Genomic DNA, 23,105 nt, shown 5'->3' on the forward strand with positions numbered 1-23,105 from the left:
TGAGGTGCGCCTCCCCCGTTGGGGAACGGACCCTCGGAGGGAAGTTAGCGTTGGAGATCCTGGTTGTCAGCCCGTGGGACCTCAAGGATCCGCGGGCCTGGTCGGGCGCCGTGGTCCCGATGCTGGAAGCCCTGCGACGGGAGGCTGAGGCCCGTGGGCACCGGCTCACCGCAACGAGCATCAGTGTCTCCCACCACCGGGTGGACCGGGTCCTGGCCAGAGCTTCAGGTGCCCTGCGCCGCGGCTATCTCCCCCAGCACTCGTGGGCGACCGCGGGCAGGTCCGGCCGCACAACCCGGAGCGAAGTCGAAAAGCGCCGCCCCGACGCTGTGGTCGGCATTGCGGCATCCGGGGTGCTCGCACGGGCTCGGCTGGATGTTCCCTGCGTCCAGATCACCGACGCGACGTTCCGGGCGATCCAGGGGCTGTATCCCCAGTTCACGGATCTCAGCGCGTTCGCACGGTGGCAGGGAGATGCCATCGAGCGGGCTGCGCTGCGCCGTTCTGACCAGATGGTCGTGGCCTCCGACTGGGCGCGACGTTCCCTGGTCGAGGACTACGGGGCGGAGCCGGAGCGGATCACCGTGGCGCCCTTCGGGCCAGCCGTGGGCAACCCCGACGGCATGCCCCGCAGAACCTCTGAGGATGGGGTGCTGCGTGTGCTCGCCGTGGCGACGGACTGGCACAGGAAAGGCGGGGACCGGGCCGTCGAGGTCGTCGGACGGCTCCGGGACTCCGGTGTGTCGGCGGTGCTCACCGTCCTCGGTGACACTCCCAGAACGCCGCTGCCCACGTGGGTGCGAGCTCCGGGGCGTGTGTCCCGGCCCCAGATGGCCGAGGAGTACGCGCGGCACGACGTCCTGCTGGAGCTGACTCGGGGGGCGGCTGGCGGAATCACGCTCGCTGATGCGGCGGGCTTCGGCCTGCCGTGCGTCGTGCAGAGCACCGGCGGCGTCGCGGATGTCGTGGTGGACGGCGTCACGGGGAGTCTGGTGGACGACGAGGATCAGGCGGTCAGGGCGCTGACCGAGCTGGTGGACCCAGAGCTGCGGGATCGACGGGGTGCGCAGGCCCGCGAAAGATTCGAGAGCGTCCTGTCCTGGGACTGCTGGGCGAGGAAGGTGCTTCCGGTGATCGAGCGGGCAGCGCTGATGCGATGATGAGGGCTTCGAGACGGCAGCGGGTCGTGATGATCACGCCTCTTGTGCCCGAGGAGAACCCGGAGCACGCCGGCGGCGTTCTCATCTCCCGCACGAGTCGGTGGCTTGCGGACAGGGCGGATGTCAGCGTCATCGTCCCCGACGGTCCTGCCGTGCGCCGGGCCCGCCCGGCGTCCTGGCTGCGTGACGTGGTGATCCTCGAGACCCCGGCCCAGCGGTCGGCTCTGCGCTCCCGGGTGTCCCGGTTTCTCGAGACCGGGCGAGCTTCCCGCTGGATGCACCATCGGCTGCGCGAGGATCCGGCGGCCACCCGGCTGCTGCACGAGGCGGACGTCGTCGATCTGCAGTGGCAGGAGCAGGCTGACCTGCTGCGCACGATCCGCCGGATCAACCCCTCGGCTCGCACGGTGGTGACCCTTCATGACGTGCTGAGCCAGCAGCTCTCCCGAGCCGCCCAGACCAGCCCGCGCACCGGCATCTCGCGACTTCTTCTGAATGTCTACAGCCGATGGGCGGTCGGGCGCGTCCGCCGCGATGAACGGCGTCTGGCCACCGGGTCCGGTGGGCCCGACGCCCTGGTGGTCCTGTCCGAGAAGGACGCGGCGCTGCTGCCGCGATCTCCCCGTGTGCGCACCCTGCCTCCGCCGGTTGATCTTCCCGCAGCGTCGACGCGATCGGTCGAGGAGTCGGCGCCGCCGACGATCCTGTTCGTCGCCTACCTGGCTCGCTGGTCCAACGAGCAGGGGCTGCGATGGTTCCTGCGCGAGGTGCTGCCCGGCATCCGGCAGCAGGTTCCCGATGTCCGGATGCGGATCGCTGGAGGAGGCATCCGCGACACCGTCCGGCGAGATGCCGACGGGACGGGGGCCGAGCTGCTCGGCTTCGTCCCGGACCTCGCCGAGGAATACGCTCGGGCCGACGTGGCCGTGGTCCCGCTTCTCCAGGGCGCCGGGGTCAAGTTCAAGACCCTCGATGCCCTGGCCTCTGAAGTCCCGGTGGTCACCACTCCCGTGGGAGCCGAAGGCATCGGGGACGACTCCTGGTTCGCGGGCGTGACCTCGGATCCGGAGGCCTTCGCCGATGCCGTGGTCTCCGTGCTCGGCGCTCCGGCGTCCTATCGAAGACGATCCGAGGCCGTTGCTGCTGAGCTTCGGCGTCGATTCGGCAGCGAAGCCGCCGAACGCGCACTCAGCACCATTCATCCGGACCTCTCCAGCCCGACAGGAAGCGCATCGTGAGCCATCCCGCAGACATCACCGTGGTCATCCCCGCCTTCAATGCCGCCGACAGCATCGGGGGGCAGCTGGAAGCGCTGTCGCAGCAGGTCGACTCGCCGGCATTCGACATCATCGTCGCGGACAACCTCTCCACGGATGGGACACGGGAAGCGGCGCTGGCTTGGTCCGATCGCGTCCCCGGGGACCTGCGGGTGGTCCGGGCTGACAAGACTCAAGGGCCCTCCCATGCCCGCAACGCGGGAATCGCGGTTGCGTCCGGATCGAAGATCCTGCTCTGCGACGCTGATGATCGCGTGAGTCGAAACTGGGTCGGTGTGGTGGCACGAGCCCTCGATGAGGCAGATCTGGTGGGCACCTGGGTGGAGACCGACACCGGCAGGAAGCTCGGCCCGGAATACCGGACGATGGGATACCTGCCCTATACGCATGGGTCCAGCAGGGGCATGAAGCGGACCGTCTGGGATGCCATCGGGGGTTTCGACGAATCGTTCCCGACCGGGCACGAGGAGGTCGACTTCGACTGGCGAGCGCAGGAAGCGGGATTCCAGCTCACGACGACGACGCTCGCCTCTTCCTGGTACGTGCAGCGGCGCACGATGCGTGCCGTGCGAAAGCAGCGTCGAGCCTACGCTCTGGGGTGGATGCTGCTTTGGGCTCGGTTCCGAGAGGGCAGGCCGCTGCCGCCGATATCCTTCGCAGGCTCCCTCCGCCGGTACCCCGAGGACCTGCTGAAGGCGGTGCTCACCCTTCGGCCGAACGTCGACCCAGCTGAGCGACGCGCGAGCTGGGAGCACCTCGGGTGGGCTGAGGGAATCCTCGAGGGGCACTGGCGCTATCGAATCCCCGGGCGGGTCCCTCCCCGTCAGCTGGACCATCCGGTCGCCGGCGCCACGTCCGGTGCAGGAGCGAACACATCTGTCAGTCCTGAGGAGAACCCTGTAACCGTGGTGATCCCCCACTACGGAACGCCCGATGACACTCGGTCGTTGATCAAGCAGCTCGCTGGGCAGCAGGGGATCGCCGACCTGCGGGTGATCGTCGTGGATGACTGTTCGCCCCGACCCTTCCTGGACCAGGACGCGGAGCTCTCCGAAGAAGAGAACCCCCACGGGCTGATCGTCAAGGTGGTGCGACGGGAGAGCAACGGCGGATTCGGCTCTGCCGTGAACACCGGATTGGCTGAGGCCACGACTCCCTGGGCACTCGTCCTCAACTCCGACCTGGATCTTGCTCAGGGCGTGGTCGCCCGCATCACTGAAAGAGTGCGTGGGGCTCGGCCCACCGTCTACTCGCCCCGCGTTCTGAATGAAGACGGCACCGCCCAATGGGTGGGTCGGCACTTTCCCACGGTCAGGCAACAGGTCGTGGAGTGGCTGACACCGCTGGCCAGGTACCGAGACCGTCGGGCCCTCCACGAGGCAGTCGGGCATGATACCCAGGCAGAGGCTCTCGGAGAACACCCCGTGGACTGGGTCATGGGGGCCGCGATGATTCTTCCGGTGGAGGCCGTGCGATCGGTCGGTGGATTCGACGAGAGATTCTTCATGAACGCCGAAGAGGTCGATCTGCAACGGCGTCTCCGGGAGATCGGAGTGCCTTCAGCGGTCCTCGGGGATATCACCGTCACCCACGCCAGCGGCGGCTCCTCCAACCCCGGGCTGCGTCGCCGGTGGCTGGTGGCCTCCCGCTTCCTGTACGCCCGCAAGTGGGGCGGGGAGCGTCGGCTGCGCGCCGCGCTGCGGGCCGCGACCCTGGTGAACCTCGGGCACCAGGTGCTGCGCCGGGCCGCCGGGCGCGACGTCGCCCCGCTGCGCACGTTCCGGGAGGAATGGGCCCTGACCGGCCTCAGCGAACGAGGGGCGAACCAGTGAGCGAGCCCCGCGGCCAGCGGCTGCTGATCATCAGCCCCGCCTTCCACGGGTACTGCCACTCCATCGCCCGCGGCTTCCGGGCCCTGGGCTACGAGACGGCGGTGCACCGCTACGACGCCTTCGACACCGTGGGGGCCAAGCTGCGCAACAAGCTGCGCTACGAGCTGCCCGAGCGCTTCGGCGCGGACTCCCGGGAGCGGGCCGAGGCGGACCTGACCCGGCGCGCCGTGGAGGTGCTGCGCGAGCACCGACCGGACCGGCTGCTGGTCATCAAGGCCGACGCCCTGGGGCAGGCGTTCTGGGAGGAGGTGCGCGCCCAGGGGGTCCCGCACCTGCTGTGGCTCTACGACGACCTCTCCCGCCACCGCTACGACTTCGACTTCCTGCGGCAGCTGCCGGGGGTCATCAGCTACGCCCGCTCCGAAGCGGACATGCTCGCCGAGGCGGGGGTGCCCGCGGCCTACGTGCCCAACGGCTTCGACCCCGAGCTGGCCCCGCCGCAGACCCGCACCCAGGAGGAGATCGTCTTCGTCGGCTCCCGCTACCCCAACCGGGTGCAGCTGCTGGAGCACCTGTCCGGGCACGGCGTGCCGGTGCGCGCCTACGGGCGCGGCTGGTCCCACCACCCGGTGGACCAGCTGCGCACCTGGGAATGGGCCCGCCCGGATCTGCCCTCCGAGCGGGACATCCCCCTGGCGCAGGCCTACGCGGTGCAGGCCCGCGCCGCCGCAGCCCTGAACGTGCACGGGCTGCAGGAGGGGCTGGCCATGCGCACCTTCGAAGTGCCCGGGATGAACGGCATCCAGCTGATCGACCGCCCCGACGTCGAGGAGTTCTACGACCCCGGCACGGAGGTGCTGATCTACCGCAGCCCCGAGCAGCTGCTGGAGCTGTCCCGCCGGGTCCTCGCCGATCGGCCCTGGTCCGAGCGCATCCGCGCCGCGGGGCGCGCTCGGACCCTCGCGCAGCACACCTTCGCCCACCGGGCCCGGGAGGTGCAGAAGCTGTGGGACTGACCCACCCCGCGGACCTGCGCGCCTGGCACCGCTGGCAGGCCCGGCGCAACCTGCCGCGCACCCTGAAGACCGCCGCGGCCCGCGGAGTCCGGCGGATCCGCCGCATCCCCGAGCCGCAGCCCCGATTCGCGCTGCACGTACGCGGCGAGGCGCCCGAGCTGCTCGTCGCCCTGGAGACCACCGGCCCCACCCAGCGGGCCGCCCTGCTGGAGCCCCTGACCCACCTGTCGGAACGCGACCTCGCCGTGCTCGCCCCCCACGAGGTCACCGAGCACCTGCCCGGCGGGCCCTGGCGCACCCGGGAGCTGACGGGGCAGCAGCTGGGGCAGGCCCCCGAGCTGCGCAGCGTGCGCCGGGTGCTCGGGGTCGGCTCCTACCTGCCGGTCGGCGCCGCGGCGGACGCCTGGCGCGAGCAGCGGGACCTGCCGTTCTGGGTGGTCCAGCACGGCCTGCTGGTGCCGATGGCACCCCCGCTGCCGCGGGCCGCGCACCTGCTGGCCTTCTCCGCCGCGGACGCCGCCTACTGGACCGCGGGCCGTCCGGACACCACGGCGGAGGTGGTGGGCTCCCAGCTGCTGTGGCGCGCCGGCGCCGCCCCGCGCGGTCCCGCAGAAGCCGTCGAGGCCGCCCCGGTGTTCCTGGGCCAGCTGCACGGGGCCGAGCTGCCCAGGATCGGGCTGATCCGCTCCTGCTACGCTTTCTGCAGGAAGCAGGGTGCGGTCTACCGCCCGCATCCCGGGGAACGGGACCTCCTCTCCCGGCTCGTGCACCGCTGGTGGCGCCGGCGCGGCATCGCCTTCGACGACGCCGGCCAGCCGCTGACGCGGCTGCGATCGCCCGTGGTCTCGGTGTTCTCCACCGGGGTCCTGGAGGCCGCGGCCCTCGGTCTGCCCGCCTGGGTGCACCACCGCCGACCGCCCGCCTGGCTGCGGGAGCTGTGGGGACGCTACGGCATGCGCCCCTGGGGCGGACCGCCCACCCCCGCGCCCGACCGGCCCGACGTCGAGCCCGCCCGCAGGATCGCCCAGATCCTCACCGAGGACCGGCACCCGTCGGCCCCGCACACCATCGCACAGCAGCAGGAAGAGGAACCGACACCATGAGCCAGGTCCTGGCCGTCATCCCGGTGCGCGGGGGATCCAAGGGGATCCCCCGCAAGAACCTCCGACCCATCGCCGGACGGCCCCTGGTCGCCTGGACCATCGCCCAGGCGCTGGCCGCCCGGAACGAACTCGCCCCGGAGACGGATCTGCGCGTGATCGTCTCCACGGACGATGAGGAGCTGGCCGAGATCTCCCGGCAGGCCGGCGCCGAGGTGCCCTTCCTGCGTCCGGCCGAGCTCGCGCAGGACACCACGGCCACCGAACCCGTCATCGAGCACGCCCTGGCCTGGGCGCGCGCGGACGGCTTCGCCCCGGATGCGGTGATGCTGCTGCAGGCCACCTCTCCGCTGCGCCTGCCGGGAACCATCGCCCGGGCAGTCCGGGAGTTCCTGGACTCGGATGCGGAGTCCATGGTCGGGGTGATCCCCGAGTCCCCGTTCATCTGGCGCCAGGGCGCACCCGGGGAGGAACCGAGCGCGGAGTACGAGGTCATGCACCGGCCCCGCCGTCAGGAGCTGACCGAGCAGACCCTGCGCTACCGGGAGAACGGCTCCCTCTACGTCACCGCACCGCACATCTACGACGAGCTGCACAACCGCCTGGGCGGGCGCATCCGCCTGTTCGTCCTGGACGAGGTGGAGGGCGTGGACATCGACACCCCCGTGGACTTCGCCACGGCCGAGGCACAGCTGCGGGAGACCTACCCGCAGGACGAGACGCAGAACCGAGGAACCCACCAGTGATCATCGAACGCACCATCTCCCCCTACGTCGTCTTCTCCGAGGACCCGGTGCTCACCGGGCTGCAGAAGATCTCCGCGAACAGGGCCCGCATCGTGTTCTGCGTGGATGCCCACGGCATCCTCCAGGGCGCCCTGACCGACGGTGACTTCCGCCGGTGGCTGCTGGCCAACCCGAGCGGGGACCTGTCCGTCTCCTGCCTGGAGGTCGCCAACCGGAACCCCCGCACCGCTCCGGAGGGGGCCGAGCCGGCGGAGCTGGCGGGGCTGTTCGGCGGCGGCATCGAGCATCTGCCGCTGGTGGATGAGCGGGGGCACCTGCTGGCCGTTGCCATGGACTCCGCGGAGACGCTGCAGATCGGACGGCACACGGTGGGCAAGGACCACCCCGCCTTCCTCATCGCGGAGATCGGCAACAACCACCAGGGGGACCCGGAGCTGGCCAAGCGCCTGGTGGACCTGGCCGCCGAGGCCGGGGCGGATGCGGTGAAGTTCCAGCTGCGGGACATGGACGCCCTGTACCGCCAGGCCGGCGGCACCTCCGCCGGGGAGGATCTCGGCGCCCAGTACACCCTGGACCTGCTGTCCAAGTTCTCCCTGACCGTGGAGCAGATGTACGACGTGTTCGACCACTGCAAGGAGGTGGACATCGACGTGCTGTGCACCCCGTGGGATGTCCCCTCCCTGGAGGCGCTGACCTCCTACGGCATTCCCGGTCTGAAGGTGGCCTCCGCGGATATGACCAACCACGACCTGCTGCGGGCGATGGGCCGCACCGGTCTGCCGATGCTGGTCTCCACGGGCATGTCCCGGGAGGAGGAGATCAAGGCGTCGGTGCAGGTGCTGCGCTCGGTGGGTGCCAGCTTCGCCCTGCTGCAGTGCCAGTCCGCCTACCCGGCCCCGTACAAGGACGTGAACCTCGCGTACATGTCCCGGCTGGAGGAGATCGGGCAGACCCTCGTGGGCTACTCCGGTCACGAGCGCGGGTACCACGTGCCGATCGCCGCGGTGGCCCGCGGGGCCAAGATCATCGAGAAGCACTTCACCATCGACAAGACCCTCGAGGGCAACGACCACACCGTCTCCCTGCTGCCCGAGGAGTTCGCGGCGATGGTGCGTCAGGTGCGCGACGTCGAGGAGGCCATCGGATCGGCCGGTCCCCGCGAGGTGACCACCGGCGAGCTGATGAACCGGGTGAACCTCGCCAAGTCCCTGGTGGCCACCCGGGCCCTGAAGGCCGGGGAGACCGTCACCGCCGAGGACGTGGCCGTGAAGTCCCCGGGCCGCGGCCTGCAGCCCAACTATGCGGATCAGCTGATCGGGCGGACCCTGCACCGCGACGTCGCCGAGGGGGACTTCTTCTTCGAGGGCGACCTGAAGGACGACGCCGTGCTGCGCCGGGACTTCTCCTTCGACCGGCCCTGGGGTCTGCCGGTGCGCTTCCACGACTACCGGGCCCTGATCGAGGAGGCGAAGCCGGACTTCCTGGAGTTCCACTTCTCCTACAAGGACCTGGAGATGGACATCGAGGAGGTCTTCGACGAGAAGCTGCCGATGTCCTTCACCACGCACCTGCCGGACCTCTTCGCGGGGGACTTCCTGGTGGACCTGGCCTCCGAGGACGAGGAGATCTGGGAGCGCTCCATCCGCGAGGTGCAGCGGACCATCGACATCACCCGGGACATGAAGAAGTACTTCACCCTGGAGGATGACCCGGTGATGGTGGTGACCATGGGCGGGTTCACCAAGAACGGGCACATCCCGCCGGAGCAGCGCAAGGCCAAGTACGCCCGCATCGGGCAGGCGCTGCAGCGACTGGACGCCGACGGCGTGCGCATCGCCGCGCAGACCCTGCCGCCGTACCCGTGGCTGATGGGCGGGCAGCAGTACCACAACCTCTTCCTGGATCCGCGGGACACCCGCGAGTTCGCGGACGAGTACGATGTGGACCTCTGCCTGGACATCTCCCACACGATGCTCGCGGCGAACTTCCTGAAGATGCCGCTGAGCGAGGCCGTCGAGCTGCTGGCTCCGCGCACCATCCACCTGCACCTGGTGGACGGCACCGGAGTGGACGGCGAGGGCGTGCAGGTGGGCGAGGGCGACGTCGACTGGGCCGCGCTGGGCGCCCAGCTGCGCCGGATCGTGCCGGATGCCTCCTTCATCCCCGAGATCTGGATGGGGCATGTGAACAACGGCGAAGGCTTCTTCGTCGCCCTGGACCGCCTGGAGCAGTGGTTGTGACTCCACCGCCGGAACACCGTTCCGGCAGCGAGCAGAACGCTCCGATCGCGCTGTGGTGCGTCCCCGTCCCCGAGATCGGGGGCGTGGCCCGCCACGTGCTCGACGCCGCGCGACAGGGCATCCCCGGATATCGCATCGTGGTGCTGTGCCCGGAGGGGGCGCTGGCCGAGGCCCTGCGCGGGCAGGGTTCCGCCGTGGTCACCGGGGCCTTCGGCACCGGCGCCGGGCTCGCGGCGTCGGTGCGGACCCTGCGCGCCACGGTGCGCGCCCTGCGCCCGGCGGTGGTGCACACGCACCTGGCCTTCGCCGACGTCGTCGCCGCGGCGGCTCTGGGACTCTCCCGGCTGCCGGGGCTGCGACGTCGGGGCCCGGTGCTGGCCACCACCGAGCACGGGATCGCCCCGGAGGACTCCGTCTACCAGTCCTCGACGCTGCGCGCCCGGGTGATGAACCTGGTGCACGGGATGCGGCTGCGGGTCACGGACGTGAAGCTCGCGGTCAGCGCCTCCACGGCCGAGGTCATGGCCGCCAAGTGGGGAGCTCGCGGGGTGCGCGTGGTGCGCAACGGGGTGGACGCCCCGACCCTGCGACGGCGCTTCGACGCCGCCCGGATGCCCGGTGCCCCGGGGGTCCTGCGGGTGCTCAGCCTGTCTCGGCTGGCCCCGGAGAAGAACCTCGACGTCCTGCTGGAGGCCTTCGCGCGGGTGCGCGAGCAGGTCCCGGAAGCCACTCTGGAGGTCGCGGGGGAGGGGCCGCTGCGCTCGCAGCTGGAGGACCGCGCCCGGACGCTGGGCGTGGCGGAGGCCGTGCGCTTCGTCGGCTTCGCGGATCCGATCGCGGCGATGGGCCGGGCCGATGTGCTGGCGCAGCTGTCGGCCTGGGAGAATCTGTCCTATGCGCTGCTGGATGCGGCGGCCGTGGGGCTGCCCGTGGTGGCCACGGACGTCGGCGGCAACGCCGAGGTCCTGCCCGTGGGGCGCCTGGTGGGCTCCCCGGAGCCGGAGACGATCGCGCGGAAGCTGATGACCGCGGAAGCCGGGCCCGGGCCTGCGACGGGCGGGTGGGACGCCGCGCAGATGTGCGCGGGCATCGCCGCGGCCTATGACGAGGTCCGGACCCCTGGGACTGGGAGGAGAGCACGATGAGCACGACGACGGTCCGGCCCGCCGGCTCCGGCTCCGTCTGGTACGAGCGCACCCGTGACCGGGTGCGCGATGAGGCGGGGCGGCTGCGCCTGGTGGAGTTCTTCCTGTTCCTGGTGATGGTGCTGCCCTTCCACGTGCCCGGGGTCGGCCTGGACACCCACCAGTTCATGCCCATCGTCGTCGTCCTCTACGGTCTGTGCCGTCGTCCGGCGGTGGCCCTGGGCGAGTACCGCTGGCTGGTGGTCCTGAACGCACTGATGCTGGTCTACGTGGGGCTGGTCTCCGCGCTGGCGGATCAGTCCGCGGATGCCGAGGACTGGAAGCGCCGGCTCTTCCGCATGACCGTGGTGACGGCGATGCTGTGGTTCATCGCCTCCGGGCGGATCCACATCCGCTCCGCGGTGATCGGCTATCTCACCGGGTTGGCGCTGAACATCCCGGCCTTCTACGCGGGGCTGGCCTCCAACGACTACGGCGGGTACCTCACCGGATTCATCGGGGACAAGAACCAGTCCGGTCTGGCCTACGCGATCTTCGGGCTGCTCGGCCTGATGCTGTTCCGCACCCTCCCGGCGCGGCTGCTGTGGCTGCTGGCGGCCGCGGTGCCGCTGTGGCTGACCGGCTCGCGCACCTCTCTGGCGGCCTTCGCGGCCGGGGCCCTGTGGATCCTGCTGGCGCCCCGGCTGTCCGTGTTCTGGAAGCTCGTGCTGGGGCTGGTGATCTACTGGGGAGTCAACCTGCTCAATGAGGACTTCTCGCAGGTCGGCGTGTTCTCCGATCGCGTGGGCAGCGATGCCCTGCGGGACCGGATCGATGACGCGTCGTGGGCGAAGGTCCAGACCACGGGCTTCTTCGGCCGCGGGCTCGGCGAAGCCGTGGTGCACCTCCTGGATTCCTCCGGCGGCACGGAGGAGAAGGCATGGTTCTTCCACAACTCCTACTGGTCCGCGTTCGTGGAGGGCGGCTGGCCCTGGCTGATCTTCATCGTCGCGGTGACCGTGCTCGTGGGCGTCCGGCCGTTCAGCTCGATCTCCGTGGCAGACCCCCTCGCGGGGCGGATCGCCCAGGGGGCGGCCGTCGCGCTGCTCGTGTGCGCGTGGCGCCTGGGGGAGGTCTTCTACACGAATGCGTGGGCGGTGGTGCTCGGCCTCGCGATCTTCGTCGCATTGTCGGCGCGAGGTGGTGCCTCGGAACCGGCCATGTCCACGACCAGCGCTGCACCGCGGATCGTCGCGAGGAGAGAGGCCCGATGACGCCCCTGGTGTCGGTGATCATCTGCGTCCGCAACGGGGCGGACACGCTCGGCCGTCAGCTGGCCGCCGTGGAGGCCCAGCGCAGCACGCACCCCTTCGAGCTCGTCATCGTGGACAACGGCTCCACCGACGGGACAGCCGAGCTCATCCGGCACTGGGCCGCAGAAGAGCACGACGCCGAGAGGTTCCCCGTGCAGATCGTGGACGGCGGGTCGGTCCCCGGCATTCCGGCCGCGCGCAATGCGGGGATCCGCCGCGCTCGCGGTCGCGTGCTGGCCTTCTGCGATGCGGACGACGCCATCCGGGATGGCTGGATCCAGGCGTTCGGGGACGCGCTGCGGGACCGGGAGGCCCTCGCCGGGGGGAGCGTGCATCCGCATCATCCGGGGGACTCCGAGACCGGTGCGAGCGCCCTCGGTGTGGTGCAGACACCGTATCTTTCGCACGTCGGAGGGGCATGCATGGCCGTGACCCGCGCGGCCTGCGATGCTGTCGGGGGCTTCGACCAGACGCTTCCCACCTATGGCTTCGAGGATGTGGTCTTCTCCTGGCGGGTCCAGGAAGCGGGATTCCCCCTCCTGAGCGTTCCGGACGCCGCCGTGGACTTCACGGTATCGGGAAACTCCGCGAGCATCCGCAAGCGGTTCCGACTCGGTCAGGGCCGCGTGCTCATGGCCCGTCGTTTTCCGGCCTATGACGCGCGGCGCTACACGGTCGGCGGAACCCTGAAGGACGCCGTGGGGGTCTCCGTCGGGGTGCTCGGCGCCGCCCTGCGGACCCGCAGTGTGGACCGAACCGACGCGGGCCGGGTCGTGGCCGCATGGGGCCGCGTCTACGGCTGCATCGTCTACGGCCCTCTCGGCGGGCTGCTGAAGCGCCGCCTCGGCGCTCGGAGCGGAACCGGGTCATGACCCGTCTCTACCTGGCCACCAACAACGGGGACATCTCCGGCGGTGAGGTCATGCTCTTCGCCATCGCGCGCGCCGCGAGGGAGGAAGGCTGGGAGGTCTCCGTGATCGCCCCGCGCACCCCGGACGAGGTCTGCCGCCGCGCGGATGCCGAGGGATACGACGTCGTGCGCCTGGCCGCCGACTCCCGACCCGCCTACATGCTGCAGCTGGCCCGGTGGGCCGCCCGACACCGCGACGCGTGGATCTGGTGCAACGGCTTGGTGCCCTCCTTCGCGCTGATCGGGCACCGCCGCAGGATCACCCACCTGCACCAGGTGCCGACCGGGAGCAACCGGGTCTTCGCGGCCGCGCTGCGGATCGGCGGTTCCGTGAGCCTGATCCCCTCGTACTACGGCGCGGCCGCGGTCCGCGGGACCCGCGGATTTCCCAACTGGACTCCGGTGATCAGCATCACCGGCCGTCCTGCGCCTCCCAGCGAGCCCGTGCGCGTCGGCTTCCTCGGGCGGATCTCCCCCATGAAGGGGGTCGCAACGCTGGCTCAGGCCGTCCGGGAGCTCGCCGGGAACCCTTCCGCAGGAGGATCACTCGAGCTCTGGCTGGCCGGCGATCACGGGCACATCCCCGAGGATGAGGTGGCGGTCGTCGAACGGGCCATCGGTCGGGTCCCAGCGGAGCTGGTCGTGCGCTGCGGCCGCGTCGTGCCGGAGCGGTTCCTCGAGCAGGTGGATCTCCTGGTGGTCGCCTCCGAGTGTTCCGAGGTCTTCGGGCTGACCGCCGCCGAGGCGATGAGCGCCGGGGTGCCGCTGGTCGTCTCCGATGACGGCGCCCTCCCGGAGCTGCTCGGCCCGGAGCACCCGTGGATCGCCCGCGCGGGTAACGCCGAGGACCTGGCCGCCGTGCTGCGCTCGGCCCTGCGCACTCTGCGCGAGGACCCCGCCCGGGTCCGGCGCATCACCGACGCCGCCCACTCGAGGTGGCGGAGGCTGTACTCACCGGAAGCCGGCCGGGCACGAGTGGCCGAGGTGCTGGACCGCATCCGGCGCGGCCAGGACCCCGTTCCGCCCGCCCAGGAAGGACGCCCATGACCGAGCACGAGCCCACCGCCGACGTTGCCGTGCGCGCCTCCGTCATCATCCCCACCCGCGGGGGCCGCGACCGCCTGCACCACCCCCTGGATGCGCTCCAGCGGCAGAGCATCGACGACTTCGAGGTGATCGTCGTCGTGGACGGGGACGTGGATGACACCGCCGGCCTGCTGGAGACCTACCGCCGCGAGGGCATGACCCGGCTGCGCAGCATCGTCTTCCCGCAGAACCGGGGGCGTTCGGCCGCACTGAACGCCGGCTTCGACGCCGCCCGCGGGCAGATCCTCATCCGCTGTGATGACGACCTGGAACCCGGACCCGAGTACCTGCAGCGTCATCTCGAGGCGCATCCGGATCCGGACGGCCTCTCAGGGGTCATCGGCCTGTACGACAACCGGTACCCGGAGACCCCGTATGCGCGGGTGTACGGGCGCCCGATGAACACCCGCTTCAGGCAGGACGCCGAGGCGACGCCGGCCGGTCGCCAATGGCGCTACTGGGCGGGCAACTGCTCGGTGACCCGACATGCGCATGACCTGGCCGGCGGATACGACCGGGACTACCGGCGGTACGGCTGGGAGGACGTCGACATGGGCTGGCGACTCGCCCAGGCCGGGGCTGACGTGCGCATCGAGCCCGGATTGCTGACCCCGCACCACGTCGCCGCCACCACCACCGCCTCCCGCGCCCGCCGGGCCCTGCACTCGGGGGCCGCGCGGGAGCTGTTCCTGGCCAAGCACGGGCAGGAGGCCCTTGGACCGCAGCGGCGCCCCGTGGGTCTCTGGGGTGCTGCCGTGCGCGGACTCGCCGCCGTGCTCACCGAAACCCGCCTGGAGAGGATCGCCGGGGGCGTAGACCGGATTCTGCCCCGCATTCCGGAAGGTCTGGGCCGTAAGCTGGTGGCGCTGTGCGTGGAAGCGGCAGGCCACGCCGGTGAACGCCACCCTGACAGAGCCCGACGAACCTTCTGAGAGACATGTTCGCCTCCCCCACGAACGCCCTCCGCCGTCTGATCCGCCCCCGCCCCGCATCCTCTCACCGCACTCCCCGCCACGAGATCGCGATCGCCCACGACTACCTCACCCAGCGCGGAGGAGCGGAGCGGGTGGTGCTGGCCCTGCACCGGATCTTCCCCGACGCCCCCATCCACACCACGCTGTACGACCCGGAGGGGACCTTCCCCGAGTTCCGGGACGCCCACATCATCACGTCCCCGCTGAATCGGATCGGCTTCCTGCGCCGGCACCACCGCATGGCCCTGCCCCTGCTGCCGCTGGCCTCCTCGCTGCTGCGGGTCCCCGCCCGGCTGAGCATCGTCTCCACGACCGGATGGGCCCACGGGTTCCGATTCGACGGGGACCGCCTGGTCTACTGCCACAGCCCCGCTCGGTGGATCTACCTCAGCGACCAGTACCTCGGGGACCGCGCGGGGAAGGGTCCCATGTCCTGGGTGCTCGCCGCGATGCTGCCCTTCCTGCGCCGCTGGGACCAGAAGGCCGCACACCGCCACGAGGGCGACTACCTCGCCAACTCCAGCGTGGTCCGCGATCGCATCCGCCGGGTCTACGGATTCGAAGCTCCGGTGCTCTTCCCGCCGCACAGCGTGGACGTGCAGGCCCCCGTCGAGCCCATCGACGAGGTCCCGTGGGACGGGACCGCGCGTGCCGACGGCGGGACCGGGGAGTTCTTCGTCATCGTCTCCCGCCTGCTGCCGTACAAGAACGTGCAGCACGCCGTGGAGGCCTTCCGGGACCTGCCGGAGCACAACCTCCTGGTCATCGGAGCGGGGCCGCTGTACCAGCCCCTGCGCACCCAGGCGCCGCCCAACGTGCGGGTGGCCCGCGGGCTCACCGACGCCCAGATGCGCTGGGCCTACTCCCGGGCCCGCGCGGTGCTCGCGGTCTCCTACGAGGACTTCGGGATCACCCCGCTGGAAGCCGGGGCCTACGGCAAGCCCGTGATCGCCCTGCGGGCCGGAGGATTCCTGGACACCCTGCGCGAGGGGGTGACCGGCGCGTTCATCGACGAGCCCACCGCCCCGGCCATCCGGGAGGCCGTGCAGGCCCTGGACCCGCGGGACTACGACGCCGAGCGGATCCGGGAGCACGCCCGCCCCTTCGGGCTCGAGCGCTTCGAGGAGCAGCTGCGGGAGCAGCTGCGCCGCCGGGGCATGCTCTCCGACTGAGGACCGCCCGGCCCGGGATCTCCGGACGTGCCGGGCGGGGTCAGTCCCGGCCCGGCATCTCGGGTTCCCCGAGCGGTTCCAGCAGACCCAGGTCCAGCAGCTGGCGGGCCAGCGCCTCGGCGTCGGCGGCCACCGTCTGGACCGGGGCGCCGTACTCGCGGGCCAGACGGCGCACCCCGGCGTCGAAGGGCTCGCCGTCCGCCCAGGACAGCCACAGCGCCCGCCCGGGCCCGGTGAGCGTCTGCGGACCGACCTCCGGGGGCCGGGCGACGTAGCACAGCTGCGCCTGCGCCCGGCTGTCCACCCAGGCGGTTCGGGGACTGACCCGGAAGGGCGGCAGGGGCACTTCCTCTGATGCGTGCTCGGTGCTCACCGGCGCCTCCCGATCCATCCCCGGGCGACAGCAGACACCCCGCGCACCCGGCGCGCGGCGGCGGCCCCGAGCTCCCGGAGGGCCCGCCGTCGACGCCGGGCGGCCTCCGCGCGCAGCTCCTGCTCCGAGGGCTCGTGGCCCAGGCGCATGGCCAGGTGATCCCGGTTCACGTGCACCATGGAGCGCAGCACGCGCAGCCGATCCCCGAGGGAGCGGGCCGCCCGGAAGCGCGCCTCCCACTCCTGCAGCCGGGACCCGCCCTGGGAGATCACCTTCCACAGGAGATAGTCCCGGTGCCCGCGGAAGCTCTCCAGCTCGCCCAGGGCGGTGGCCAGGGCCAGCGTGCACTCCAGCGCCTCAGCGCGCGAGCGCAGGATCGCGACGTCCTCGGCGCTGAGGATGCGCATCAGGTGGTGCACGTCGTGGCGCCCGCGCACGCCGTCGCGCCCGGCGTGGATCAGCAGCACCAGGATCTGGTCCAGCACCTGCGGCACCGCGCAGGGCAGGTGGGCGATGGGGACCCGCTCGTGGCTGGACCACAGCAGCTCGAAGGCCGCGGAGGGGTCCCGCAGGATCCCGGGGAAGTGCCGGTGGATGTCGGCCGGGCCCCACCAGGGATGGCGCAGGGTCATGGCGTGCTGGAAGGCCGAGCCGGAGTCGAAGTGGGCCACCACCTCCCAGCCCTGCTCGCGCAGCGCACCGAGGAAGCGCTGCAGGTGCTCCGGGCGCACCAGCACGTCCGCGTCCGTGCTGACCCGATCCACCCGGTACAGCCCCGGCATGCTCGCGTAGCCCTTGATGTGCAGCACATCGGCGCCGACGCCGTCGGCGGTGGCCTGCAGGGCGGCGTGGGCCAGGCGGATGCGATCGCCCAGTTCCAGTCCGTGCATCCCCTGCCTCCTTCCCGGTGGCTCCGCCGCTGCGTCGAAGTGCCCCGATGCCGCGAGGCGGCCCCGACCCCGGGGAAGGGGAGGGGCCGCCTCGAAGGATCAGCTGCTGTGAGAGGTGCGGGCCCGGCGCCCGCGTCCCTTCGCCCCGTGCTTGCCGCCGGCGGCGGGGGAGGACCCGGAGCCGGATCCCTCGCCGTCCTGGCCGTAGTAGGCCTGGTAGCCGCTGCGGTAGCCGCCGTAGCCGAAGCCGTAGTAGTGCGAGCCCAGACCCTTCTCCGGGGTCATATTCATCACGGTGCCCAGCAGGTGCCCGTTGACCCGGCCCAGCGCCTGCGCGGCGGCCTGCGCCTGATCCTTGCGGGTGCGCCCGCAGACGCTGACTAGGATGGCCCCGTCCACATTGGCCGAGAGCAGAGAGCCGTCCGTGACCGGCAGCAGCGGCGGGACGTCGATGATTACCAGGTACTCCTGGGACATCTCCTGGATCAGCCGCTGCATCTTGGACGAGCCCAGCAGCTCCGAGGGGTTCGGGGGGATGCGACCGGCCGGCAGCACGTACAGCTCGGTGTCCCCGATCCGCTGGATGGCCTCCTCCGGGCCGACCTGTCCGGAGAGCACCTGGGAGAGCCCGACGGCGTCGTCCAGGCCGAAGATCTTCGCCTGGGTGGGGCGGCGCAGGTCCGCGTCGATGAGGATCGTCGGCTGACCGGCCTTCGCGAAGGCGTGGGCCAGGGAGGCGGAGACCGTGGACTTGCCCTCGCCCGGGTTGGGGCTGGAGACGATGATCGAGCGCGGCGGGGCATCCACCGAGACGAAGCGCAGGTTGGTGCGCAGCTGGCGCAGCGCCTCCTCCGACTGGTGATCCGCGCGGTCGCTCAGGAAGGTGTTCTCATCCAAGGCCGAGGACTTCGGCAGGATGCCCAGGGTCCCCGCCTCGGTGGCGTTCTCCAGGTCATCGGTGGTGCGCACCCGCACGTCGGCGAACTTGCGCAGGAAGGCGATCAGGTAGGCCAGGACCAGGCCCACGGCGGCGCCGATCAGCAGGTAGTTGCGGTAGCTGGGGGAGACGGGTCCGTCCGGGGCCTGGGCATCATCCAGCGGGGTGACCTTCACCGCGGACTCCCGGCCCTCCAGGTCCGAGACGTAGTCCGCGGTGGCCTGCAGGGCGTTGTTGGCCAGCGTGGCCGCGTCCTGCGGGGAGGAGGCGGTGGCGGTGACCTTGATGAGGGTGGAGTTCGGCTCGACGGAGGCGCTCAGGTGCGAGGGGATCGCGGACTCGTCGATGCCCACGGAGTTGTTCTCGGCGATCTTCTTCGCGACCGGGCCGCTGGTGACCAGCGGCAGGTATGCGGAGGCCTTCGCCTGCGCCGCGGAGTCCCCGGAGAGGATGTCCCCGACGGCGGAGCCGCCGCCGGCGGTGACGTATCCGCTGGAGGTGGCAGAGTAGACCTTGGGCTGCAGGGCGGCGACGCCGAGGCCCAGCAGCGCCCCGGCTACGGTGAAGATGATGAGGTATTTCAGGTTCGCCCTGGTCAGGCGCAGGAAGTCGAGCAAAGTCATGGGGTCCCCTTGAGAAACGACACAGACGATCGGCGCGGTCGGCCCCCTCTGCTGGGTGAGGCCCTCAGGGCACGGCGAGGCCCTGACGGCTCGGGTGCCCGCCCGTCGCGATGCCTCGAGGGTACCATCCGGCCTCGGAGGGAACGGTGATCCGGCGCGGTGTAATCCACCCGGCCCGACGCACCAGCGCGACGACGCGGCGTCGGGTGCGCCGCGCGGCGATCTGGGTGCTGATCCCGGTGGTCCTGGTGGTGGGCGTCCTGCTGCTGTGGCCCGACGGCAGCCAGATCCGCCGGATCCTGCTGGATATCTGGCTGTGGCTGACCCCCACGCCCGCGCTGCGGCGCGCCATCAGCCCGGAGGACGTGGAGCAGACCCTGAACGCCCTGGTGTTCGTCCCCGTGTTCTGCGGGGCCCAGCTGCTCCTGCCGCGGATCCGCCCCGCCCTGTGGTGCCTGGCGGCCGTGGCGCTGGCCTGCTCGGTGGAGCTGACCCAGCTGCTGTTCCTGCCGGGCCGGAAGTTCGACCCGGTGGACGCCTGCTTCAACTCCCTCGGGGGGATCCTCGGGGTGGGCGCGGGGCTGGCGTTCTGGTCCCTGCTGGCCCGCCGGGAGGCGCGCCGCTCCCGCGGCCGCGGAAGCGGCGCAGAGACCGACGACGGGGACTCCGCGGGTTGATGGCTTCGGGGGCCTCACTCCTCCAGCAGGTTCAGCAGGTACCGGCCGTAGCCGCTCTTGACCAGTGGTTCGGCGCGGGCCCGCAGCCCGGCGTCGTCGATCAGCCCGGTGCGCCAGGCGATCTCCTCCGGGCAGCCGATGGACAGGCCCTGCCGGGCCTGCACGGTGCGGATGAAGCTCGTGGCATCCGCCAGAGAATCGAAGGTCCCCGTGTCCAGCCACGCCGTGCCGCGCGGCAGCACCTCCACCCGCAGCTTCCCCTGCTCCAGGTAGATCCGGTTCAGATCCGTGATCTCCAGCTCCCCCCGGGCCGAGGGGCGCAGGTTCCGGGCGTGCTCGATCACGTCGTTGTCGTAGAAGTACAGCCCCGGGATCGCGTAGTGGCTGCGCGGATGCTCCGGCTTCTCCTCGATGGACACGGCGCGGAAATCCTCATCGAACTCCACGACGCCGTAGGCGCTGGGATCCGAGACCCGGTACCCGAACACCGCCGCGCCGTCCACCTCCTGGTACTTGCGCAGCTGCGTGCCCAGGCCGGGGCCGTAGAAGATGTTGTCGCCCAGCACCAGCGCCACCGAGTCCTGCCCGATGTGCTCCTCCCCGAGCAGGAAGGCCTGCGCCAGCCCGTCCGGGGACTCCTGCACCGCGTAGGACAGCTCGACGCCGAAGGCCGAGCCGTCCCCGAGCAGGCGGCGGAACTGATCCGCGTCCTGCGGGGTGGTGATCACCAGGATGTCCCTGATCCCGGCCAGCATGAGCGTGGACAGCGGGTAGTAGATCATCGGCTTGTCGTAGACCGGGGTCAGCTGCTTGGAGATGCCCAGGGTGATCGGGTGCAGGCGGCTTCCCGTCCCCCCGGCGAGGATGATGCCCTTCATGGGAGTCATTGTGACACGGGCGCCCCGGAGCTCGGCTCACCTAGGATGGCCGGCATGGCGAGAATTCTGGTGACCGGCGGCGCCGGGTTCATCGGCTCCAACTTCGTCCACCACCTGGTGGAGCGCACGGAGCACGATGTCACGGTGCTGGACAAGATGACGTACGCGGCCAACGAGGACTCCCTGGCCGGGCTGCCCGAGGATCGGGTGCGCCTGGTGCGCGGGGACGTGGCCGATGCCGACGTCGTCGGAGACCTCGTGGCCGAGGCCGACGCCGTCGTGCACTACGCCGCGGAATCCCACAACGACAACTCCCTGGCGGATCCCGCGCCCTTCGTGCACACCAACCTGGTGGGCACCTTCACCCTGCTCGAGGCGGTGCGGCGCACCGGGACCCGCTACCACCACATCTCCACCGACGAGGTCTTCGGCGACCTCGCCCTGGATGACCCGGCCAAGTTCACCGAGACCACGCCGTACAACCCCTCCTCCCCGTACTCCTCGACCAAGGCCGGCTCGGACCTGCTGGTGCGCGCCTGGGTGCGCTCCTTCGGCATCGAGGCGACCCTGAGCAACTGCTCCAACAACTACGGGCCCTACCAGCACATCGAGAAGTTCATCCCCCGCCAGATCACCAACATCCTGGCCGGGATCCGCCCCAAGCTCTACGGCGACGGGCGCAACGTGCGGGACTGGATCCACGCCGAGGACCACTCCTCCGCGGTGCTGGCGATCCTGGAGCGCGGCCGCATCGGGCGCACCTACCTGATCGGCGCGGACGGGGAGCGGGACAACCTCACCGTGCTGCGCGCGATCCTGCGGCTGATGGGTCGGGCCGAGGATGACTTCGACCACGTGCGCGACCGCCCCGGGCACGACCTGCGCTACGCCATCGACGGCAGCGCGCTGCGCGAGGAGCTCGGCTGGCAGCCCCGCTTCCGCGACTTCGAGGCCGGCCTGGCCGAGACCATCGCCTGGTACGACGAGCACCGGGACTGGTGGGAGCCGCTCAAGCGGCAGGTGGAGGCCAAGTACGCGGAAGCGGGGCAGTGAGCATGGCCGAGCTGAGCATCACCACCACCCCCATCCCCGGGCTGCTCGTCGTGGACCTGCCCGTGCACGGAGACAACCGCGGCTGGTTCAAGGAGAACTGGCAGCGGGAGAAGATGACCGCCGCCGGGCTGCCGGACTTCGGGCCCGTGCAGAACAACATCTCCTTCAACGCCGCCCGGGGAACGACCCGCGGCATCCACGCCGAGCCGTGGGACAAGTACGTCTCCGTGGCCACCGGGGAGATCTTCGGGGCGTGGGTGGATCTGCGCGCCGGGGAGAGCTTCGGCCGGGTCTTCACCACCCGCCTGGATCCAGCCCGCGCGGTGTTCGTGCCACGCGGGGTGGGCAACGCCTTCCAGACCCTCGTCGATGACACGGCGTACGCCTACCTGGTCAATGACCACTGGTCCGCCGACGCCCAGGAGGAGTACGCCTTCCTCAACCTCGCCGATGAGACCGCCGGCATCGAGTGGCCCGTTCCCCTGGCCGAGGCGGAGCTGTCCGAGAAGGATCGGAACCACCCCCGGCTGGCCGAGGTGGAGCCCGTGGCCCCCGCCCCGCTGCTGATCACCGGGGCCACCGGGCAGCTGGGCCGGGAGCTGGTGCGCCAGTGCCGCGAGCGCGGCATCCCGCACCGGGCCGTCGGCCGCGAGGAGCTGGACCTGGCGCGCCCGGAGTCCTGGCGCACCTCCTTCCGCTGGCGCTCCTACCGCGCCATCGTCAACGCCGCCGCGCACACCGCGGTGGACGCGGCCCAAACCCCCGAGGGGCGCCGGGAGGCCTGGGCGGCCAACGCCACCGGGGTGGCCGCCCTGGCCGCGGTGGCCGTCGAGCACAGACTGCCGCTGGTGCACGTGTCCACCGACTACGTCTTCGACGGGGCCCGCCCCGTCGGGCAGGCCTACACCCCGGATGACGCCGTCGCCCCGCTGGGGGTCTACGGGCAGTCCAAGGCCGCGGGGGAGGCCGCGGTGGCCGCGGTGCCGCAGCACCACATCGTGCGGACCTCGTGGGTGATCGGGGAGGGGAGGAACTTCGTGCGCACCATGGCCTCCCTCGCCGAGCGCGGCGTGGACCCCGCGGTGGTGGGGGACCAGCACGGGCGACCCACCTTCACCGAGGACCTGGCCGCGGGGATCCTGCACCTGCAGGAGCAGAATGCCGCCCCGGGGATCTACCACCTGAGCAACGAGGGGCCGGACACCACGTGGGCCGAGCTGGCGGCGTCCGTCTACGAGCTCACCGGCCACGACCCGGCCCGGGTCTCGGCGACCACCACCGCCGAGTACTTCGTGGACAAGCCCGACGCCGCCCCGCGCCCGGCCAACTCCCTGCTGGATCTGACGAAGCTCGAGCAGACCGGCTTCCGCCCGCGGGATCACCGCGAGGCCCTGGCCGCGTACCTGGCGGGACGAGAGGTGGAATCCGCATGAGCAGTTTCAAGGACACCGCGATGCATGGCGCTCGCCAGGTCAAACACTGGGGATTTCTCGCGGAGAAGCACGGCAGAGCGCTCTCGAAGAGGACGAGGAATCGGGTCGCCGACGTCATCAATCCCGTCCGGTCCCACATCTCCCCGTATTCCTTCGATCCTTCCCTCTACCGGCGCAGCTTTCTGGTGCGGCCCGCTCCGCCGCAGAAGGAGCCCTCTCAGCTCCCGCGTCAGGTGTTCATGGTCTGGACTGGTGAGAATGACCTGACCCCCGCCCGCAGCCGCAACCTAC

The 23,105-nt window shown here is 71.1% G+C and carries 20 protein-coding genes; 16 read left to right on the plus strand and 4 right to left on the minus strand.

The window, feature by feature from the left end; translation table 11 throughout:
- The first annotated feature begins 50 nt into the window (after positions 1 to 50).
- From I6G21_RS06705 to I6G21_RS06765, 13 genes are all read left to right on the plus strand, one after another.
- A complete protein-coding gene (locus I6G21_RS06705) occupies positions 51 to 1,160 on the plus strand; it encodes a glycosyltransferase family 4 protein (protein WP_055684334.1) in 1,110 nt (369 codons plus the stop codon).
- Positions 1,161 to 1,204: 44 nt separating this feature from the next.
- Positions 1,205 to 2,398 carry a glycosyltransferase gene (locus I6G21_RS06710; RefSeq protein ID WP_061225277.1) on the plus strand — a complete coding sequence of 398 codons (1,194 nt, stop codon included), beginning with the start codon at positions 1,205 to 1,207 and terminating at the stop codon, positions 2,396 to 2,398.
- Positions 2,395 to 4,269 (plus strand): glycosyltransferase family 2 protein, encoded by a 1,875-nt coding sequence (locus tag I6G21_RS06715; protein ID WP_129357846.1) that lies wholly within the window; start codon positions 2,395 to 2,397, stop codon positions 4,267 to 4,269. Before I6G21_RS06710 ends, I6G21_RS06715 begins: the two co-directional genes overlap by 4 nt.
- A complete protein-coding gene (locus I6G21_RS06720) occupies positions 4,266 to 5,285 on the plus strand; it encodes a CgeB family protein (protein WP_064724920.1) in 1,020 nt (339 codons plus the stop codon). The genes I6G21_RS06715 and I6G21_RS06720 overlap by 4 nt, the downstream gene beginning before the upstream one ends.
- Positions 5,276 to 6,388 carry an RNA-binding protein gene (locus tag I6G21_RS06725; RefSeq protein ID WP_193554003.1) on the plus strand — a complete coding sequence of 371 codons (1,113 nt, stop codon included), beginning with the start codon at positions 5,276 to 5,278 and terminating at the stop codon, positions 6,386 to 6,388. The genes I6G21_RS06720 and I6G21_RS06725 overlap by 10 nt, the downstream gene beginning before the upstream one ends.
- Positions 6,385 to 7,131, plus strand: a complete 747-nt coding sequence (locus I6G21_RS06730) for an acylneuraminate cytidylyltransferase family protein (RefSeq protein WP_055684338.1) — start codon at positions 6,385 to 6,387, stop codon at positions 7,129 to 7,131. The genes I6G21_RS06725 and I6G21_RS06730 overlap by 4 nt, the downstream gene beginning before the upstream one ends.
- Complete coding sequence (locus I6G21_RS06735) at positions 7,128 to 9,371, plus strand: N-acetylneuraminate synthase family protein (RefSeq protein ID WP_129357847.1); 2,244 nt, start codon at positions 7,128 to 7,130, stop codon at positions 9,369 to 9,371. The genes I6G21_RS06730 and I6G21_RS06735 overlap by 4 nt, the downstream gene beginning before the upstream one ends.
- Positions 9,372 to 9,454: 83 nt before the next feature.
- On the plus strand, positions 9,455 to 10,516 hold the full coding sequence (locus tag I6G21_RS06740; protein WP_232238420.1) for a glycosyltransferase family 4 protein: 1,062 nt from the start codon (positions 9,455 to 9,457) through the stop codon (positions 10,514 to 10,516).
- On the plus strand, positions 10,513 to 11,769 hold the full coding sequence (locus I6G21_RS06745) for a hypothetical protein (RefSeq protein WP_165869994.1): 1,257 nt from the start codon (positions 10,513 to 10,515) through the stop codon (positions 11,767 to 11,769). Before I6G21_RS06740 ends, I6G21_RS06745 begins: the two co-directional genes overlap by 4 nt.
- Positions 11,766 to 12,680, plus strand: coding sequence for a glycosyltransferase family 2 protein (locus I6G21_RS06750; RefSeq protein WP_055684342.1), 915 nt, complete (start codon positions 11,766 to 11,768; stop codon positions 12,678 to 12,680). The genes I6G21_RS06745 and I6G21_RS06750 overlap by 4 nt, the downstream gene beginning before the upstream one ends.
- Positions 12,677 to 13,765 carry a glycosyltransferase family 4 protein gene (locus tag I6G21_RS06755; protein ID WP_058730636.1) on the plus strand — a complete coding sequence of 363 codons (1,089 nt, stop codon included), beginning with the start codon at positions 12,677 to 12,679 and terminating at the stop codon, positions 13,763 to 13,765. The genes I6G21_RS06750 and I6G21_RS06755 overlap by 4 nt, the downstream gene beginning before the upstream one ends.
- Positions 13,762 to 14,736: a glycosyltransferase family 2 protein gene (locus tag I6G21_RS06760; protein WP_129357850.1), complete on the plus strand. Its 975-nt coding sequence runs from the start codon at positions 13,762 to 13,764 to the stop codon at positions 14,734 to 14,736. The genes I6G21_RS06755 and I6G21_RS06760 overlap by 4 nt, the downstream gene beginning before the upstream one ends.
- A 5-nt stretch (positions 14,737 to 14,741) precedes the next feature.
- Positions 14,742 to 15,950: a glycosyltransferase gene (locus I6G21_RS06765; RefSeq protein WP_100464267.1), complete on the plus strand. Its 1,209-nt coding sequence runs from the start codon at positions 14,742 to 14,744 to the stop codon at positions 15,948 to 15,950.
- A gap of 40 nt (positions 15,951 to 15,990) precedes the next feature.
- Here I6G21_RS06765 and I6G21_RS06770 read toward each other — a convergent pair whose 3' ends face one another.
- The 3 genes from I6G21_RS06770 to I6G21_RS06780 form a co-directional block, all read right to left on the minus strand.
- Entirely contained in the window at positions 15,991 to 16,323 is a 333-nt protein-coding gene (locus I6G21_RS06770; protein WP_129357851.1) for a PqqD family peptide modification chaperone, read from the minus strand.
- A complete protein-coding gene (locus I6G21_RS06775) occupies positions 16,320 to 17,213 on the minus strand; it encodes a nucleotidyltransferase family protein (protein ID WP_129357852.1) in 894 nt (297 codons plus the stop codon). The genes I6G21_RS06770 and I6G21_RS06775 overlap by 4 nt, the downstream gene beginning before the upstream one ends.
- 99 nt (positions 17,214 to 17,312) lie before the next feature.
- Positions 17,313 to 18,773, minus strand: a complete 1,461-nt coding sequence (locus tag I6G21_RS06780) for a polysaccharide biosynthesis tyrosine autokinase (RefSeq protein WP_061225276.1) — start codon at positions 18,771 to 18,773, stop codon at positions 17,313 to 17,315.
- A gap of 146 nt (positions 18,774 to 18,919) precedes the next feature.
- Here I6G21_RS06780 and I6G21_RS06785 point away from each other — a divergent pair, with 146 nt between their 5' ends.
- The gene (locus I6G21_RS06785; RefSeq protein ID WP_165869995.1) at positions 18,920 to 19,450 is read left to right on the plus strand and encodes a VanZ family protein; all 531 of its coding nucleotides are present in this window, start codon (positions 18,920 to 18,922) and stop codon (positions 19,448 to 19,450) included.
- A gap of 14 nt (positions 19,451 to 19,464) precedes the next feature.
- Here I6G21_RS06785 and rfbA read toward each other — a convergent pair whose 3' ends face one another.
- Entirely contained in the window at positions 19,465 to 20,328 is an 864-nt protein-coding gene (rfbA, locus tag I6G21_RS06790; RefSeq protein WP_129357854.1) for a glucose-1-phosphate thymidylyltransferase RfbA, read from the minus strand.
- Positions 20,329 to 20,382: 54 nt separating this feature from the next.
- Between rfbA and rfbB the strand changes: the two genes are divergently transcribed.
- Both rfbB and rfbD read left to right on the plus strand, forming a co-directional pair.
- On the plus strand, positions 20,383 to 21,381 hold the full coding sequence (gene rfbB, locus I6G21_RS06795; protein WP_058730631.1) for a dTDP-glucose 4,6-dehydratase: 999 nt from the start codon (positions 20,383 to 20,385) through the stop codon (positions 21,379 to 21,381).
- A gap of 2 nt (positions 21,382 to 21,383) precedes the next feature.
- The gene (gene rfbD / locus I6G21_RS06800) at positions 21,384 to 22,814 is read left to right on the plus strand and encodes a dTDP-4-dehydrorhamnose reductase (protein ID WP_129357897.1); all 1,431 of its coding nucleotides are present in this window, start codon (positions 21,384 to 21,386) and stop codon (positions 22,812 to 22,814) included.
- Positions 22,815 to 23,105 lie beyond the last annotated feature (291 nt).

The organism is Rothia kristinae (genome assembly GCF_016028855.1).
In the GTDB taxonomy this organism is placed as follows: domain Bacteria; phylum Actinomycetota; class Actinomycetes; order Actinomycetales; family Micrococcaceae; genus Rothia; species Rothia kristinae.